At 74.1% G+C, this 16,133-nt stretch carries 15 protein-coding genes; 11 read left to right on the forward strand and 4 right to left on the reverse strand.

The window, feature by feature from the left end:
- The 6 genes from VE546_RS23870 to VE546_RS23895 all read left to right on the forward strand — a co-directional run.
- On the forward strand, window positions 1-951 hold a 951-nt coding region (locus tag VE546_RS23870; protein WP_324925728.1), incomplete at its 5' end, for an aldo/keto reductase.
- Window positions 952-1,145: 194 nt separating this feature from the next.
- Window positions 1,146-2,462, forward strand: coding sequence for an ATP-grasp domain-containing protein (locus tag VE546_RS23875; RefSeq protein ID WP_324925730.1), 1,317 nt, complete (start codon window positions 1,146-1,148; stop codon window positions 2,460-2,462).
- A 28-nt stretch (window positions 2,463-2,490) separates the two neighbouring features.
- Entirely contained in the window at window positions 2,491-4,515 is a 2,025-nt protein-coding gene (locus VE546_RS23880) for a CocE/NonD family hydrolase (RefSeq protein ID WP_324925732.1), read from the forward strand.
- Window positions 4,516-4,596: 81 nt separating this feature from the next.
- Window positions 4,597-5,274: a GNAT family N-acetyltransferase gene (locus VE546_RS23885; RefSeq protein ID WP_324925734.1), complete on the forward strand. Its 678-nt coding sequence runs from the start codon at window positions 4,597-4,599 to the stop codon at window positions 5,272-5,274.
- 163 nt (window positions 5,275-5,437) lie between these two features.
- Window positions 5,438-6,418 (forward strand): glycosyltransferase family 2 protein, encoded by a 981-nt coding sequence (locus VE546_RS23890; protein WP_324925736.1) that lies wholly within the window; start codon window positions 5,438-5,440, stop codon window positions 6,416-6,418.
- 1 nt (window position 6,419) lies between these two features.
- Window positions 6,420-7,889, forward strand: coding sequence for a polysialyltransferase family glycosyltransferase (locus VE546_RS23895; protein WP_324925738.1), 1,470 nt, complete (start codon window positions 6,420-6,422; stop codon window positions 7,887-7,889).
- A gap of 50 nt (window positions 7,890-7,939) precedes the next feature.
- Here VE546_RS23895 and VE546_RS23900 read toward each other — a convergent pair whose 3' ends face one another.
- Window positions 7,940-9,373 (reverse strand): hypothetical protein, encoded by a 1,434-nt coding sequence (locus VE546_RS23900; protein WP_324925740.1) that lies wholly within the window; start codon window positions 9,371-9,373, stop codon window positions 7,940-7,942.
- A gap of 81 nt (window positions 9,374-9,454) precedes the next feature.
- Complete coding sequence (locus VE546_RS23905) at window positions 9,455-10,699, reverse strand: acyltransferase (protein ID WP_324925742.1); 1,245 nt, start codon at window positions 10,697-10,699, stop codon at window positions 9,455-9,457.
- A gap of 240 nt (window positions 10,700-10,939) precedes the next feature.
- Here VE546_RS23905 and VE546_RS23910 point away from each other — a divergent pair, with 240 nt between their 5' ends.
- The 5 genes from VE546_RS23910 (at window position 10,940) to VE546_RS23930 (ending at window position 14,471) form a co-directional block, all read left to right on the forward strand.
- A complete protein-coding gene (locus tag VE546_RS23910) occupies window positions 10,940-11,590 on the forward strand; it encodes a SurA N-terminal domain-containing protein (RefSeq protein ID WP_324925744.1) in 651 nt (216 codons plus the stop codon).
- Between the two features lie 99 nt (window positions 11,591-11,689).
- Window positions 11,690-12,703 (forward strand): nucleoside triphosphate pyrophosphohydrolase, encoded by a 1,014-nt coding sequence (locus VE546_RS23915; RefSeq protein WP_324925746.1) that lies wholly within the window; start codon window positions 11,690-11,692, stop codon window positions 12,701-12,703.
- Between the two features lie 83 nt (window positions 12,704-12,786).
- Window positions 12,787-13,152 carry a DUF6479 family protein gene (locus VE546_RS23920; protein ID WP_324925748.1) on the forward strand — a complete coding sequence of 122 codons (366 nt, stop codon included), beginning with the start codon at window positions 12,787-12,789 and terminating at the stop codon, window positions 13,150-13,152.
- Window positions 13,153-13,345: 193 nt separating this feature from the next.
- Entirely contained in the window at window positions 13,346-14,194 is an 849-nt protein-coding gene (locus VE546_RS23925; protein WP_324925750.1) for a helix-turn-helix transcriptional regulator, read from the forward strand.
- Window positions 14,178-14,471 carry a DUF397 domain-containing protein gene (locus tag VE546_RS23930; RefSeq protein ID WP_324925752.1) on the forward strand — a complete coding sequence of 98 codons (294 nt, stop codon included), beginning with the start codon at window positions 14,178-14,180 and terminating at the stop codon, window positions 14,469-14,471. Before VE546_RS23925 ends, VE546_RS23930 begins: the two co-directional genes overlap by 17 nt.
- Here VE546_RS23930 and VE546_RS23935 read toward each other — a convergent pair.
- Window positions 14,468-15,256 carry an aminoglycoside adenylyltransferase domain-containing protein gene (locus VE546_RS23935; protein WP_324925754.1) on the reverse strand — a complete coding sequence of 263 codons (789 nt, stop codon included), beginning with the start codon at window positions 15,254-15,256 and terminating at the stop codon, window positions 14,468-14,470. The two genes, VE546_RS23930 and VE546_RS23935, sit on opposite strands and share 4 nt — an antisense overlap.
- Window positions 15,257-15,338: 82 nt before the next feature.
- Window positions 15,339-16,112: a TetR family transcriptional regulator C-terminal domain-containing protein gene (locus VE546_RS23940; protein ID WP_324925756.1), complete on the reverse strand. Its 774-nt coding sequence runs from the start codon at window positions 16,110-16,112 to the stop codon at window positions 15,339-15,341.
- Window positions 16,113-16,133: the final 21 nt, after the last annotated feature.

Consider the following 16,133-nt stretch of genomic DNA (forward strand, 5'->3'; position numbering starts at 1 on the left):
GAGGTGTCCGTCGTGGGGCTGGGCACCTGGCAGTTGGGTGCCGACTGGGGCCGGGTGCGCGAGGAGGACGCCCTGGCGGTGCTGGACGCGGCCGTGGAGAGCGGCGTCACGTTCTTCGACACGGCGGACGTGTACGGGGACGGCCGCAGCGAGCGGCTGATCGGCCGGTTCCTGCGGGAGCGCCCGGACGCGGACGTGTTCGTGGCGACGAAGATGGGCCGCCGGGTGGAGCAGCGGCCGGAGCACTACACGCTGGAGAACTTCCGCGCCTGGACGGACCGTTCCCGCGCCAACCTGGGCGTGGACACCCTGGACCTGGTGCAGCTTCACTGCCCGCCGACGCCGGTGTTCTCCTCGGACGAGGTGTTCGACGCCCTGGACACGCTGGTGGCCGAGGGGCGGATCGCGGCGTACGGGGTGAGCGTGGAGACCTGCGCGGAGGCGCTGACGGCGATCGCGCGGCCGGGGACGGCGAGCGTGCAGATCATCCTCAACCCGTTCCGGCTCAAGCCCCTTGAGGAGGTGCTTCCGGCGGCGGCCGGGGCGGGGGTGGGCATCATCGCCCGGGTGCCGCTGGCCTCCGGCCTGCTGTCGGGCCGGTACACCCGCGAGACGGTGTTCCCGCCGGACGACCACCGGACGTTCAACCGCCACGGCGAGGCCTTCGACCAGGGCGAGACGTTCTCGGGCGTGGACTTCGAGACCGGTCTGGAGGCGGCGGCGGAGTTCGCGGACCTGGCCCCGGAGGGCGCCAGTCCCGCGCAGACGGCGCTGCGCTGGATCATCCAGCAGCCGGGCGTGACCTCGGTGATCCCGGGGGCGCGGTCGCCGCAGCAGGCGCGGTCGAACGCGGAGGCCGCCGCGCTGCCGCCGCTGCCGCGCGAGACGCTGGACGCGGTGGCCGACCTGTACGACCGGCGGATCCGGGCGCAGGTCCACCACCGCTGGTGACGGGCCCGGGGGCCGGCGGGCAGCGCGCCTGCCGGCCCCGCCGCCCTCTCCTCCACCGCGCCTTCACCACCCTGTCACCGCTTCGTCCCTTTCGCCCCCGGTCACCCCATGTGGGGGAATGCTCACTCGGGCCCTCGGGTAGCCGGAAGGACTCGTGATCGAACAGCACGACCAACGGCACGAGGGAGTCGACAGTGGGTCAGGCGAACGTGTTCGTCATCGGACTGGACGAGAAGAACCTGGGGGCGCTGCGCGATGTGCCGCAGGCGGTGGACTACCGGTTCCACCCCCTGCTGGGCATCGAGGAACTCCAGCACGGCGAGATCCCCGTGGCGGACCTGCTGCGCAAGGCCCAGCGGGAACTGGACGCGTTCGACGGCAGCATCGACGCCATCGTCGGCTACTGGGACTTCCCCGTCAGCACGCTGGTGCCGATCCTGGCCGAGCGCTACGGGACGCGCGCCACGAGCCTGGAGTCGGTGGTCAAGTGCGAGCACAAGTACTGGAGCCGCCTGGTGCAGCGCGAGGTGATCGAGGAGCACCCGCGGTTCTCGCTGGTGGACCTCGACGGTGATCACGGGCCGCCCGAGGGCCTGCGCTTCCCGATGTGGCTCAAGCCGGTCAAGTCCTACTCCTCGGAACTGGCCTTCGGCGTGGCGGACGAGGAGGAGTTCCGGCGGGCGGTGGCCCGGATACGGGAGGGCGTCGACCGCATCGGCCGGCCCTTCGAGTTCATCCTGGACCGGCTCGACCTGCCGCCGGAGGTCGCCGGGGCGGGCGGCCGGGCGTGCCTGGCCGAGGAGGCGCTGTCGGGGGTGCAGGCCGCGGTCGAGGGCTATGTGTACGACGGCGAGGTCACCGTCTACGGGGTGCTGGACTCCATCAACTATCCCGGCACGCCCTGCTTCATGCGCCACCAGTACCCCTCCGCCCTGCCCGAGCCGGTGGTGCTGCGACTGAAGGACGTCTCCCGGCGGGTGATCGAGCGGATCGGGCTGGACTGGGCGACGTTCAGCATCGAGTACTTCTACGACGCGGCGAGGGACGAGATCAGCCTGCTGGAGATCAACCCGCGGCACTCCCAGTCCCACGCCGAGCTGTTCGAGTTCGTCGACGGCGTGCCCAACCACCACTGCATGCTCAGCCTGGCGCTGGGCCGCGACCCGCAACTGCCCTACCGGAAGGGCCCCTACGAGGTGGCCGCCAAGTGGTACCTGCGGCAGTTCACCGACGGCCTGGTGCGGCGGGTGCCGACGCGCGAGGAGATCGAGCGGCTGGAGCGCGAGGTGCCCGGCGTGAAGGTCGCGGTCCAGCCGTCGGTGGGGCGGCGGCTGTCCGACATGCCGGGCCAGGACAGCTACAGCTACGAGCTCGCGCACATCTTCGTCGGCGCCGACAGCGAGGGGGAGATGCGGCGGAAGTACGACCACTGCGTGGCGTCGCTGCCCTTCGAGTTCGCCGAGGAGTCCGCCGAGGAGACCGCCGGGAAGACCGCCGGGAAGTCCGCCTGACCGGGCGGGGAGAGGAGCAGGACCGGCCGTGCGTTATGTGACCAGCCTGCCGTACGCGGTCAAGGAAGAGGAGCACCTGTGGATCCCCGTCTCCGACGGCACCCGGCTGTCGGCCCGCGTCTGGCGCCCGGTCTCCTCCGACGGTGAGCCGGTGCCGGCGGTACTGGAGTACATCCCGTACCGCAAGCGCGACCTGACCTCCGTGCGCGACTCGATCCACCACCCCTACATCGCCGGGCACGGCTACGCGTGCGTGCGCGTGGACCTGCGCGGCACCGGCGAGTCCGAGGGGGTGCTGCGCGACGAGTACCTGGAGGTGGAGCAGTCCGACGCCGAGGACGTGCTGGCCTGGCTCGCCGAACAGCCGTGGTGCGACGGCAACACCGGAATGATGGGCCTCTCCTGGGGCGCCTTCGCCGCGCTCCAGGTCGCCGCCCGCCGCCCGCCGAGCCTGCGGGCCGTCGTCATCTCCTCCTTCACCGACGACCGCTACTCGGACGACATGCACTACATGGGCGGCTGCCTGCTGTCGGACAACCTCGCCGAGGCGGGCACGATGTTCGCCTACGCCACCTGCCCGCCGGACCCGGCGCTGGTGGGGGAGCGGTGGCGCGAGATGTGGTACGAGCGGCTGGAGAACACCCGGCCGTGGGCGCTGGAGTGGCTGCGCCACCAGCGGCGCGACGACTACTGGCGGCACGCCTCGGTCTGCGAGGACTACACGGCCGTGCGGGTGCCGGTGCTGGCCTCCAGCGGCTGGGCGGACGGCTACTCCAACGCCGTCACGCGCCTGCTGGAGCACCTGGACGTGCCCCGCAGGGGCCTGATCGGGCCGTGGTCGCACAAGTACCCGCACCTGGGGCAGCCCGGCCCCGCCGTGGGCTACCTCCAGGAGGTGGTGCGCTGGTGGGACCACTGGCTCAAGGGGATCGACAACGGGGTGATGGACACCCCCGTGCTGCGGGCGTGGATGCAGGAGAGCGTCCCGCCGTCCACCTCCTACGAGGAGCGGCCCGGCCGCTGGGTGGGCGAGCCCGCCTGGCCGTCCCCGAACATCCGGCCGGTGGCGCACCCGCTGGGCCGGCACCGGATCGGCGCGCCCGGCGAACGCGTCGAGGAGGCGGAGCTGACGGTGCAGTCGCCGCTGTCGGTGGGCCAGTTCGCCGGGAAGTGGGCCTCGTACAACGCGCCGCCGGACCTGCCGTACGACCAGCGCGAGGAGGACGGCGGGTCGATGGTCTTCGACAGCGAGCCGCTCACCGAGCGGGTGGAGATCCTCGGCGCGCCGACGGTGGAGCTGGAGCTGTCGGTGAGCGAACCGGTGGCGATGGTGGCCGCCCGGCTGTCGGACGTGGCCCCGGACGGCCGCGCCACCCGCGTCACCTACGGGCTGCTGAACCTCACCCGGGCCGGCGGCCGCGACGAGCCCGAGCCGCTGGAGCCGGGCCGCCGCTACCGGGCCACGGTGCAGCTCAACGGCGTGGCACAGGCCTTCCCGCCCGGCCACCGCATCCGGCTGTCGCTGTCCACGTCCTACTGGCCGCTGGCCTGGCCGCCGCCGCGTCCGGTGCTGCTGAGCGTGCACACCGGCGCCAGCACCCTGACGCTGCCGGTGCGCCCCAACGGCGTGCCCGACGGGGTCGGGGGCAGGGCGTTCGAGGAGCCCGAGGGGGCCGAGCCGATCACCACCACCCGGCTCACCCCGCCCGAGCAGCGCTGGCGGGTCTCCCGCGACCTGGTGGACTACGGGTCGTCGCTGGAGATCGTCAAGGACGGCGGGACGATCCGCTTCGACGGCATCGGCCTGGACGCGCGCCGCCGCGCCTACGAGCGCTACGACTCGGTGGCCGACGACTTCACCTCCGTCCGCGGCGAGTCCGCGTGGACGATGGCGTTCTCGCGCGGCGACTGGAGCGTGCGGACGGTGACCCGCACGGTGCTGCGGTGCACCGGGACGGAGTTCCTGCTGCACGCGACGCTCGACGGCTACGAGGGGGAGGACCGGGTGTTCTCCCGCACCTGGAACCAGAGCCTCCCCCGCGACCACCTCTGACGCCCCGTGGGGCGCCCGCGGGGCGCCCGTGTGGCAGAGTCGGCCCCCTGTGAGGTCCGGGCGGCGTGAGGGGGCGGGCGGATGACGGGCCGGGACGGCGGCGCGCTGGCGGAGATCCTGGCGGACGCGGCGCGCGGGGTGTTCCCCGCGCCGGACGGCTCGGTGACCGTCGTCCCCCAGCCCTCGGCGCGGGACGCGGGCGTGCTGGCGCTGGCCGCGCACTCGGTGGTGTTCACCGACGAGGACCCGGCCTGGGTGCGGGAGCGGATCGGACGGGCGCCGGGCGATGCGCTGGGGGCGGCGCTCAGCCCGTCCTTCCTGACCGATCTGACCGCCCGGACCGGGCGCGTGGCGGGCACCGTGGACCTGCTGTCCGTCGCCGCTCCGCTGCCCGGCCCGCCGCCCCTGCCGCTGACCGGGCTCGACGACCCCGGCCACCCGCGCGTGGCGCGGGCCCTGCTCTTCCGCGACGAGGTGCGGGTGTGGGAGGCCGACGGCGGGGTGGTGGTGCTGGGCCGCGGCGTGGCGGGCCGCTGGGAGGTCGCCGTCGAGGTGGACGGGCGGGCGCGCGGGAAGGGGCTGGGCCGCGCGCTGGCGCTGTCGGCGCGTCACCTGGTCCCGGCCGGCGCCCCGCTGTGGGCCCAGCAGGCGCCCGGCAACGCCCCCAGCGTCCGCGCCTTCCAGGCCGCCGGCTACCGCCCGGTGGGCGCGGAGGTGCTGCTGGCGGCGCGGGAGCGGGCGCGGGGGCGGACGGACTGACGGGTCCGGCAGCCTCCACCGACCGTACGCCCAGAGTTCATCCGGCCGTCTCCTGACGGGCATCCGCCGGGACCGGCGCGCGGCTAGCCTCCCCCTGCGGGCCGGGAGGTGTGGCCAACCGCCGCCCGGCCGCGCCGACCTGCCCGTAGCGTCTGGAAACCACGTGCCGAAGCTCTCAGTCATCGTCCCCTTCCACAACGTCCAGGACTACGCGCAGGACACCCTGCGCAGCCTCGCGGCCAACGCGCGGCCGGGGACGGAGTTCATCCTCGTCGACGACTGCTCCACGGACGCCACCGCGGAGATCCTCGACCGGGCCGTGACCGACCTGCCGAACGCCAGGCTGGTGCGGCACGAGGAGAACCGGGGGATCGCCCAGGCCCGCAACTCCGGCATCGAGGCCGCCGAGGGCGAGTACCTGACCTTCCTCGACGGCGACGACTGGTATGCGCCCGGCTACCTGGACCAATTGGTGCGTTCCATCGAGGAGTTGGGCTGCGACTTCGTCCGCACCGACCACGTGCGGTGCACCGGCCGCGAACGCGCCGTCAAACGGGCGCCCGCGCGCCGGCGGGACGCGGTGGTCGATCCCCGGGACGCCATCGCGCCGCCGGAGATGGAGACGATGGTGGACTACCCCTTCGTCTGGGCCGGGATCTACCGCCGCGGCCTGTTCGACACCGGCGAGGGCGCGGGGATGCGGTTCACCACCCACCTGCGCACCGCCGAGGACCGCGTGTTCACCTGGCAGCTCCACCTGCGGGCGAAGACCTTCGCGACCGTCGGCCTGCTGGGCGTCTTCTACCGGCGCGGGGTCACCACCTCGCTGACCCAGATCCGCGACGCCCGGCAGTTGGACTTCATACCGGCCCACGACCTGATCCTGGCCGAGGTGACCGCCGACCGCGAGGCGGAACGTTTCCTGCCCAAGATCGTGCGGACCTACTGCGCCATGATCGCCTTCCACGCGGCGAGCGCGCACCGCTACGAGCCCTCCGCCGCGCGGCGGCTGAAGCACGAGTCGGCGGCGGCGCTGCGCCGGATGCCGCGCGAGGTGCTGGAGCGGACCCTGGAGTCCATGGACCACGAGCGCGCCAGGACGCTGCGGCGGCTGCTGGGCGGCGCGGCACGGAAGGCGGCCTGACATGCCCGACACGGAGGAGACGACCATCCCCGGCGCCGGAACCGCAGTCGGAACCGCGTCCGGCCCGCGCACGCCCGTCCAGCTCTTCGAGGTCTCCACCCTCTACGGCGCCGCCACGCTGGCGGCCGCCCTGGACGCGGGCCTGTTCGGGCCGCGCCACAGGGCCCGGCGCGTGCTGCTGGTCTCCAACAACGCCGAGGTGCCCGAGACCGCCTCCCGGCTGGACGGGATGCAGGGCTGGCACCGGCTCGCCGCCCGCTTCGACCAGGTGGTGGACTGGAACGACACCATCCGCCCGCACCACCCCAGCACCTGGACCCCGGCGGCCAACGACTCCCCGCTGTGGGAGCGGATGTTCCGCGCGAGCTGGGGACTGGGCGACGGGCCGGTGGACCTCGTCGTGGAGTCCGTCCACGTCAGCCCGGCCAAGGCGCTCGCCACGGTGTTCGCGGACGCGTCCGTCCACGTGTACGCCGACGGCCTGATGAGCTACGGGCCCACCCGCGAGAAGCTGCCGCAGACCACCGCCTGCCGCATCCAGCGCCTGCTCCACCTCGACCTCGTGCCCGGCCTGACGCCGCTGCTGCTCACCGAGTACGGGGTGCCGTCCGAGCTGGTGCCCAGCGAGACCTTCCGGGCCGTCCTGGACGAACTCGACGACGCCGACGACCACACGGCCGACGCCGACGACGACACGGCCCCTGCCAGTGATGCCGCCCCCACCGCCGTCCTGCTGGGCCAGTACCTGGCGGCGCTGGGCATCCTCACCGTGGACGAGGAGGAGGCGCTGCACGAGCGGATGCTGCGCGGCGCCGCCGCGGCCGGACACCGCTCCGTCCTCTTCAAGCCCCACCCCACGGCCCCGGCCCGCTACTCCAGGGTGCTGGAGAAGGCCGCCGCGGACACGGGCGTACGGCTGGTGGTGCCGGAGCGGCCGATGCTGGCCGAGACGGTGTTCCGGCGGTACCGCCCCCGCCTGGTGGTGGGCTGCTTCTCCACGGCGATGCTCACCGCCTCCGCCCTGTACGGGGTGCCCATCGCCCGGGTGGGCACCGAACTGCTGCTGGACCGGCTGACCCCGTACCAGAACAGCAACCGCATCCCGCTGACCATCGTCGACGCCCTCGTGCCCGACCTGGAGACCGGGGAGCCGGAGGCGGGCGGGGGCGCGCGGGGCGCGGTGGTCACCGACTCGGAGGAGGCGGTGCGGCGGATCGAGCCGCTGGTCCGGGCGGTCGGGTACTGCATGCAGGCCGACCGCTACCCCGGCCTGCGCGCCGAGACCGAGGCGTGGCTGACCGCGCACTTCGGCGACGACACCGCGCGCTACTTCAAGCGGCGCCGGCTGACCGCGCTCGGCCTGCCCGGCGGTCTCACCCCCGGCCTGGTGCGCCGCCTGCCGGGCAGCGCGACCGCGCTGCGCGCCGCGCGCCGGGTGAAGCGGGCCACCGCCCGCGGCCGCAAGGGCTGACGGCGCCCTCGCCCGGCGGGACCCGGTCGGCGGGGCTCGCCCGGCGGGCCTCAGCCGGGCGAGTGGGCGCGGGAGTCCAGGGCGTCCAGCCGGCTCTGGGCCACGGGCACGTGGCGCGGGTCGAGGGCGGGGAGCTGCCGCAGCAGCGCGATCAGGTCCGGCCCCAGCTCCCTCGCCGCGTCCGCGTCGGTGACGTGCTGCCAGCAGTAGTGGGCGCCCTGGGCGGCGGCGAGCAGCTCGGGGGCGTCGTGGGCCTGGTGGGCGAGGCGGGTGCGGGCGGCGGCTATCCACAGCCGGGTGGCCAGCGGGTAGTTCTCGGCGATGCGTGCCAGGTCGGCGCGGATCTCGGCCCAGTGGATGGCCTCCGCGGAACTCGGCCCGTAGCGGCGCCTGGCCACCTGCTCCCATGCGGCGGCCATCGCGGCGGCCTCCTGGTGCCGTCCGGCCTGCGCCGTCTGCCAGATGATCGGGCGCGGGTCCACCTCGGCGGACGGCTGGGCCACGGCGGGCAGCGCTGCGGCCGGTGCCTGCGCCTGAGCCTGCGCCGGGTCCTGTACGGGTGCCTGTGCGGGGGGCGGCGGCGCCTGCGCCGGCCGGACGGGAAGCGGCGCGGAGGAGGCGGGGTCGGCGGCGGGCCGCTGGTCCGTTCCGGACTGCTGGTCCGCGGGCGGTGCGGGGTCCTCCCGCGGCGGCGCCGGGGGAGCGGGCGGCTGGGACGCCCGCCGCTGCTGGACCTGGGCCAGGAGGCGCTGGATGTTGGTCTGGGGCGCGTCGAACCCGGGCGCGACGGTGAGCTGCCCGGTCCGGGGCAGGACCAGGGTGCCCGGCGGCAGCGCGGCGGCGGCCACCGTCGCCGCGTGCAGGCGGCTGTTGCCGGGCCGGGCGGACTGCTGCCGCAACTGCTCGACCAGGTGCTGGGTGTAGGGGCTGGCCCCGTCGCCGCCGGCCAGGCCGGGGGGTACGACGACCCCGCACAGCGGCAGGTCCCCGTCGAGGACGTCGGGCCGCTCCCGCAACTGGGCCCAGGCGTGCCGGTCCGCGGCGAGGTCGACGAAGACGGCGGTGGTCCCGGCCGGGCGGGTGCGCAGCTCGGTGCGGAGCCAGGACCACGGCAGCGCGCTGTAGCGGACGGTCCCGGCGGTGGTGCCGGTGAGGGCCAGGTGCAGCTCGTGCCGGCGCCGGTCGGCGGTGAGGCGCCCCGAGAGGTACAGCAGCACCGGGCCGGGGGCCGCGACGGCGGCACGCAGCCGCAGCAGGACGGAGTTGGGGTCGTGGACGCCGTCGAGGTGCACCACGTCGGTGGGGACGTCGCTGCCCAGCAGCACCGGGGTGGGGACGGTGGTCAGGGCCGCGAGGTTCGCGCTGGGAGTGAGCTGCGGGCGCCGCCGGTGGGTGGCGCGGTCCCCGGCGATCAGCAGGACGTGCCCGCGCTGCCGGTACTGCTGGTGCTGACGGCCTTGTGTCTCCGCCCCGTTGGCATGCATGGATGCACCGTACCCGTGGCCCGGCGGGGAGTTGGCCGGACCACGGGTGCCGGCGGTCCGGCGCACCGGCCGCACCGCCCCTCAGCCCAGGTACTTCCTCAGCCCCAGCCGCCCCCACAGCAGGCTGGCCCCGAACGACACCGCGACCGTCGCGGCGAACAGGGCCACGAACAGCGGCGCCGCCACCGCCGCGGACAGCTCCGGGGAGATCAGCGGCTCCGCGATCGCCGATATCACCATCACGTGCACCATGTAGGCGCCCAGCGACGCCCCGGCCAGCTTCGACAGCAGCGGGCGCCACCGCTCCGGCACCCGCACCCGGGTGACCATCAGCAGCAGGCCGCCGGTCATCACCGCGACGAGGACGTGCGCGTTCGGGATCACGTAGTGGACCTGGGTCTGGTACCAGAACACCCCGGCCATCGTCAGCAGCACCGGCACCGCCCACGGCCACCGCCGCCTGCTCAGCGCACCGGCCGGGAGGGCGAACAGCAGCGCGCCGCCCAGCGCGTACATGAGCTGGTAGACCCCGAAGCCCCAGCCGAAGTGCGGCAGGTCCAGGCCCGTCCACCGCTCCAGGTCCCCCATCAGGGAGGGCGCGGAGGCGATCACCAGCAGCACGGCGCCCAGGCCCCACGGCCGCTTCCCGGCCCTGACCAGCACCACGAACGCCAGCGCCACGATCAGGGGGAGGTAGGCGTACATGAACCACAGGTGGTACGCGGGCCGGACCGAGCCGAACAGGGAGTCCACCGCGAGCCGGTGGACGGGCCGGTCGTTCGTGCCCCACGCCCAGCCCCAGGCCAGGTAGAGCGCCGTCCAGACGAACATCGGCACCGCGTTCCGCACGATCCGCCGCCACATCCGGCGGCCGTCCTCCGGCGGCGCCCCGACCAGCACGGCCCACCCGGCGATGGCGAAGTACATCGGCACCGCGAACGGGTTGAGCCCCTCCACGACGTGCCCGGTCCAGTACACGCCGGAGCCGCCCGCCGGGTCGTTCCCGGCCGCGGCGATGAACGCGCCGCCGACGTGCCCCAGCATCACCGCGCAGGAGCAGATCAGCCGCATCAGGTCGATGTCGTGCCGGTGCTCCCGGCGCGGGCGGGCCTCCCCGGGCGGACGGCCGGACGGGGACGGGACGGACGCGGCGGGGGCCTCCCGGGCGGCCGTGGCGACCGCGGCCGCCGGGGGACGGGGTGCCGGGACACCGGCGGGAGCGGCGGAGCCGGTGAGGCCGGTAAGGGGGGCCTGCCGGGGATCGCTCTGCCCGGAGCCCGGTTCGGGGCCGCGCTCCGGGGTCTGCACGGCTGTTTCATTGGACACGGGGGCAACTCTTGGGCACCCGGGTGTACGGAACGGGAACGACGGGCGAACACTGCCCGCGCCGCCGCGCATCCCCGGCGCCGCCCGCTCGTTGGCCGGATCGGGGGCCGGAACCGTGTCGAAACGGTGGTGGGAGCCGTGCGGACTGCCTAGCATCGATCATCGCCGGGACGGCAATGCACAGGTGTTCCTCCACAACCGCCCGTACCAACCGTTCCACCGCCGCACACAGGAGGCTCAATGTTCCGCCGCAGGACCTCGCTCTCCCTCTCAGCCGCGGCAGCGGTGCTCGTCGCGGCGCCGCTGCTGACCGCGTGCGGCAGTGACGCCCACCCCGGTGCGGCGGCCGTCGTGGACGGCGAGCGGATCACGGTCTCGCAGGTCCAGTCGAAGGTGCGGGCCGTACGGGACGCGCAGCGCGCCACGGGCGAGGGGGACCAGCTCGTCAAGAACACCGAGCAGCTCACCCGGGGCACGCTCAGCACCCTCGTCTTCCAGCGGGTGCTGGAGCGGGCCGCCGAGGACGCCGGGGTGACGGTGACCCGCGGCGACGTCCAGCGGGCCCGCGAGGACGCCGAGCGCAGCGTGGGCGGCGCCGACGAGCTGCGCTCGATGATGCTCCGGCAGCGGGCCGTGGCCCCGGACGAGATCGACGACGCGGTGCGCGCCCAGCTCCTGGTCCAGCGGCTGGCGGGGAAGCTGGGCGTGGACGTCCAGACCCCGCAGGGGCAGCAGAGGATGACGGAGGCGCTGGCGGAGGCGTCCCGGAAGCTGGACGTGACCGTCAACCCGCGCTACGGCACCTGGGACGACCGGCAGATCACCCTGGCCGAGACCGAGGAGCCGTGGATCAAGAACGTCTCCCGGCCCGAGCCGCAGCAGCCCGCCTGACGCGCCCGGCCCGGCGGTCCCGGCGGCCCCCGCGCGGGGGCCGCCCCGCATCGGGGCCGCCCCGCATCGGGACCGCCGGGCATCGGTTACGTTCGGAGCGTGAACGCTTCCCCCTCCGCTCCGGCCCCCGCCACCGGCCGCATCGTCCTGCTCACCACCAGCCACCGCGTCGCCCCCGGACTGCTGTCCTGGCCCGCCTGGCAGGCGCTGCGCACCGCCGACCGCGTGCTGTGCGCGGACCCGGACCACCCGCAGCTCCCCTACGTCCGCGAGGCGGGCGTCACGGTGGAGATCGCCGAGCCCACGGCCCGCGAACTGGTGGACGCCTGCGCGGGCGGGGACGGCGGGGACGGGAGCGGGGGCCGCACCGTCGTCGTCATCGCCGGGGCCGAGGGCGAGCCGCGCCTGACCGACGGGCTCGCCCGGCTGGCCGGCACGGGCCGCGAGGCGATGCCGGAGCTGGAGCTGCTGCCCGGCTCCTACGACCTGCCCGGCGCCCGCCTGCTCGACCTGGTCCAGGTGATGGACCGCATCCGCGCCGACTGCCCCTGGAGCGGCGTGCGCACCCACGAGGACCTGGCCAAGTACGGCCTCGAAGAGGCGTACGAGCTGGTCGAGGCCATCGAGGAGGGCGACCGCGAGGCCCTGCGCGAGGAACTGGGCGACGTGCTGCTCCAGGTGGTCTTCCACGCCCGGATCGCCCAGGACGACCCGGACGAGCCGTTCTCCGTCGACGACGTGGCGGGCACGATCGTCGAGAAGCTGATCCACCGCCACCCCCACGTCTTCGGCGACGAGACCGCCGAGACCCCCGAGGACGTCAAGGCCCACTGGCTGCGCACCAAGGCGGTCGAGAAGCGGCGGACGTCGGTGACCGAGGGCGTCCCGCTGGGCCAGCCCGCCCTCGCCCTGGCCGCGAAGCTGGCGGGCCGGGCCCGTACGGCGGGCATCGACGCCCCCCTGCCCGCGGGCGAGGGCGTCGGCTACGAACTGCTGGCCCTGGCCGCCCGCGCCGAGGCCGAGGGCACCGACCCGGAGACGGCCCTGCGGGCGGCGGCCCGCACCTACCGGGACGCCATCCTGACGGCGGAGGCGGCCCGCGCCGCGGGGTGACGGAGGGGTGACCGGGGCCCACCGCCGGTACGGTCGCGTTGCCCCGGACGAGTGACCCGACCGGAGGGGGGTACCCGAAGGCCATGAACGGCACACACGCAGCGGACGACATCCCCCTGGCGGCTTCCGACCTGACGATCGGCATCGGCCCGTTCGTCGCGGGACTCGTGGTGGCGGCCCTGCTGATCCTGGCCGTGGTGTACGGGCTGCGCCTGCTCAACCGGGGCGACGAGGGCATCTCCACCGAAGCCGGCCCCCGCCCGGAGAACCCGCGCGGCTACGAGGACGGCATCCGCGACGACGAGCCGATCCCCACCGACGGCAGGCGCCGGTACCCCCACGAGCTCCAGGAACACGAGGACACCCGCCCCAGCAGCCCCGACGAACGGCGCACCTGGAACCCCGGCAGCAGCGGCGGCTTCGGCTCCGGCGGCCCGGGACACACCTGATCCACCGATCCCCAGCAGAACCACTGATCGACGGCCGGGCCACTCCGTGTCCCGGCCGCCCCCGTGCGTCCGCGACCGTCGTGCCCCGGTATGACTATCACGGTGCGTGCTTCGATTGTCACCCTCCGCGTCTAGTGTGGTCACGTACCGCACACACCGGCCGTACGGGCCGTACCGCGAAGGGGAGGGTGTCATGGCGAAGGAGACCGGCATCGGGGGCGTGAACCAGCCCAGGCTGGGATGGGAGTTCTTCGGCTCGGAGCTGAAGCGGTGCCGCGAGGCGGCGGGCCTCACCCAGCAGGAGCTGGGGGAGCGCGTCTACGTCTCCGGCGCGTACATCGGCCAGTTCGAGGTGGCCGTGCGCAAGCCGCAGCTCGACGTGGCGCAGCGCATCGACGTGGAGCTGAAGACGGGCGGTTTCTTCGAGCGCTTCTGCCGGGAGATGATCGACCGGTCGCCGTACGCGAAGTACTTCACCGAGGTCGTCGACATGGAGCTGTCGGCGACGAGCATCTACGAGTACGACCCGCTGTTCGTCCCCGGCCTGCTCCAGACGGCGGCCTACGCACGGGCGGTCTTCCTCGCTCATCAGCCCTTGGCTCCGGAGAAGGAGATCGAGGAGCACATCCAGGCCCGACTGGCACGGGCGAAGCTCCTCCACCGGCCGAAGAAGCCCTTCTTCTGGGCGGTGCTGGACGAGAGCGTGCTCCGGCGCCCCGTCGGCGGTCCTGCGGTGATGGCCGAACTCCTCCACCACATCGCAGAGATGATCAAGGGCCGCCGCGCCGTGATCCAGGTGCTCCCGTTCTCGGCGGGCGCCCCCGCACTGAGCAGCATGACTGCCCTCATGACCTTCACCGATGCCCCGCCCGTGGCGTACGTCGAGGGCACGGCCACGGGCAATCTGCTGGACGATCCGGCCACCGTCGCGCAGTGCCAACTGTCCTACGATCTGCTCAGGGCCGCCGCGCTGTCCCCGGAGGCGTCCCTGTCCCTGATCGAATCGGTGGCGGAGGACTACGCGAATGAGCACAGAGCTTGAGCTGGGCGCGGCGCTGTGGCGGAAGTCGTCGTACAGCGGCGGAGAAGGCGGCAACTGCGTCGAGGTGGCGGGCGGCTTCCCCGGTGCGGCGCTGTGGCGGAAGTCCTCCTACAGCAACGGCGAGGGCGGCAGTTGCGTCGAGGTCGCCGACGGGGTGCCGGGTGTGGTGCCCGTCCGTGACAGCAAGGTCCCGGACGGGCCGGTGCTCGTCTTCGGGGCGCCCGCGTGGGCCTCGTTCGTCGCGGCCGTCCGGGGAGGGACGGCCGCTTCCGCCTAAAGCGTGTCCTGTGGACCGTGCCGCTGCGCCCGGCCCGCGAGGGTGTGGGCGAGTGCGGCCACCTGCGAGGTGAGATCGGTCCAGTCGTCGGTGATCGTGCCGAGGTAGCCGGCCCGGGCACGCTCCAGCAGATCACGCTCGGTCGCCGTGAGCGTCCGTGCGACCGTCTCGGCGGCGGCGTCCTTGGAGACGATCCGGCCGGTGTCGAGCGTGACGAGGATGCGCGCCAGGGTGAGGAGGGCGTTGCGCTCGTCGCCTTCGATCCCTTCCAGGACGTCCGGGATGACGGCGAGGACCGCGTTCCTGAGCAGTTCGGGCGGGACGGAGGGGACGACGTCACCGAACGCGGGGCCGCGCAGTACCCGGTGCGCCGAGTGGGCCGTGGCCAGGAGGACGACGGTGTCGGGATCGTCCGTGGGCTGCGGAAGGCGGCCGTTGACGAAGTCTTCGCGGAGCCACTCGCCGTACTGGACGTCGCGGCGAGGCGTGTCCGTCAGCGGGTGGATGTCGTCGAGGACGATGCCGGTCAGTTCGATGGGGCGCCGGTGCGCCGCTTCGGGGAAGCGTTCGGCGTGGCCGTGCCATCCGGAGATGTCCAGCAGCAGCGAGACCAGCGCGGCACGCTCGGGTGCGGTCAGCGAGCGGCGGGTGAGCACGAGCAGGTCGATGTCGCTGTCCGGACGCAGCCCGGAGGCGCCGGCGGAGCCGTAGAGATAGACGCCGACGACGTTCCCCGGGTCCTCCCGGTCCAGGTGCTCCAGGAGCGGAGCGATCAGCTCGTCCATCGCCCCTCAGGCTAACGACCCCGGGAAGCAGGGCTCCCTCTCCGCATGGGCGATGGAGAACCCCTACGGCTCCGGTCCGTGCTCAGCCACCGGGCAGCGCGGCGGTGTCCGTGGGGAAGATCCGGGCCACGTGGTAGTCCAGCACCGCCCGGGCGTCCGCCAAGGAGCGGCGCTCGTGCAGAACGTCCACGCCCAGGCCCGTGGCCCCCGCCACCAGGAGGTCGGCCTCGTGCCGCCGGTCGAGGCCCGGCACCGCGTCCCCGGTCGCCTGGCCCGCCTCGATGATGTCGGCGACGAGCTGTTCCAGCGGCTGCTCGGCGGCCAGGAAGACCGCCGCGAGCGACCGGTCGGTCAGGCTGCGGGCGTAGTACGCCGCGAGCACCCGCAGGGCGAAGGCGCGCTGCTCGTCCAGCGGCAGGAACTCGTCCAGCAGCCCCCGCAGCAGTCCGCGCGGGTCCGACATGTCGTGGCGGATGCGCGTCCTGGCCAGCCGCTCGTTCTCCTCGTGCAGCAGGCGCAGCGCGTCGACCAGGAGGGTGTGCTTGCTGCCGAAGTGGTGCTGGACCGCCCGCAGCGACACTCCGGCCTCGGCCGCGATCGTGCGCATGCTCGCCGCGTCCAGCCCCCGCTCGGCGGCGATGCGCCACACCGCCTCGGCGATCCGGCGCCGTTGGCGCGCCCGGGTGTCCGTCGGCCGCGCCGCGGGCGGTGCGGCCGGAGAGGTCAGGTGCTGCTTGCGCCGGCGGTATGCGCGGGCCTGGCAGCTCCGGGAGCAGTAGACGGGCGGGCGGCCCCGCTTCGGAGGAGTCGTGGGCGTTCCGCACATCGGGCACGCCCTCGCTTTTTCGTCACGCACGCCTCCCACCGTAGCGCTGAA

Source organism: Streptomyces sp. (genome assembly GCF_035644915.1).
In the GTDB taxonomy this organism is placed as follows: domain Bacteria; phylum Actinomycetota; class Actinomycetes; order Streptomycetales; family Streptomycetaceae; genus Streptomyces.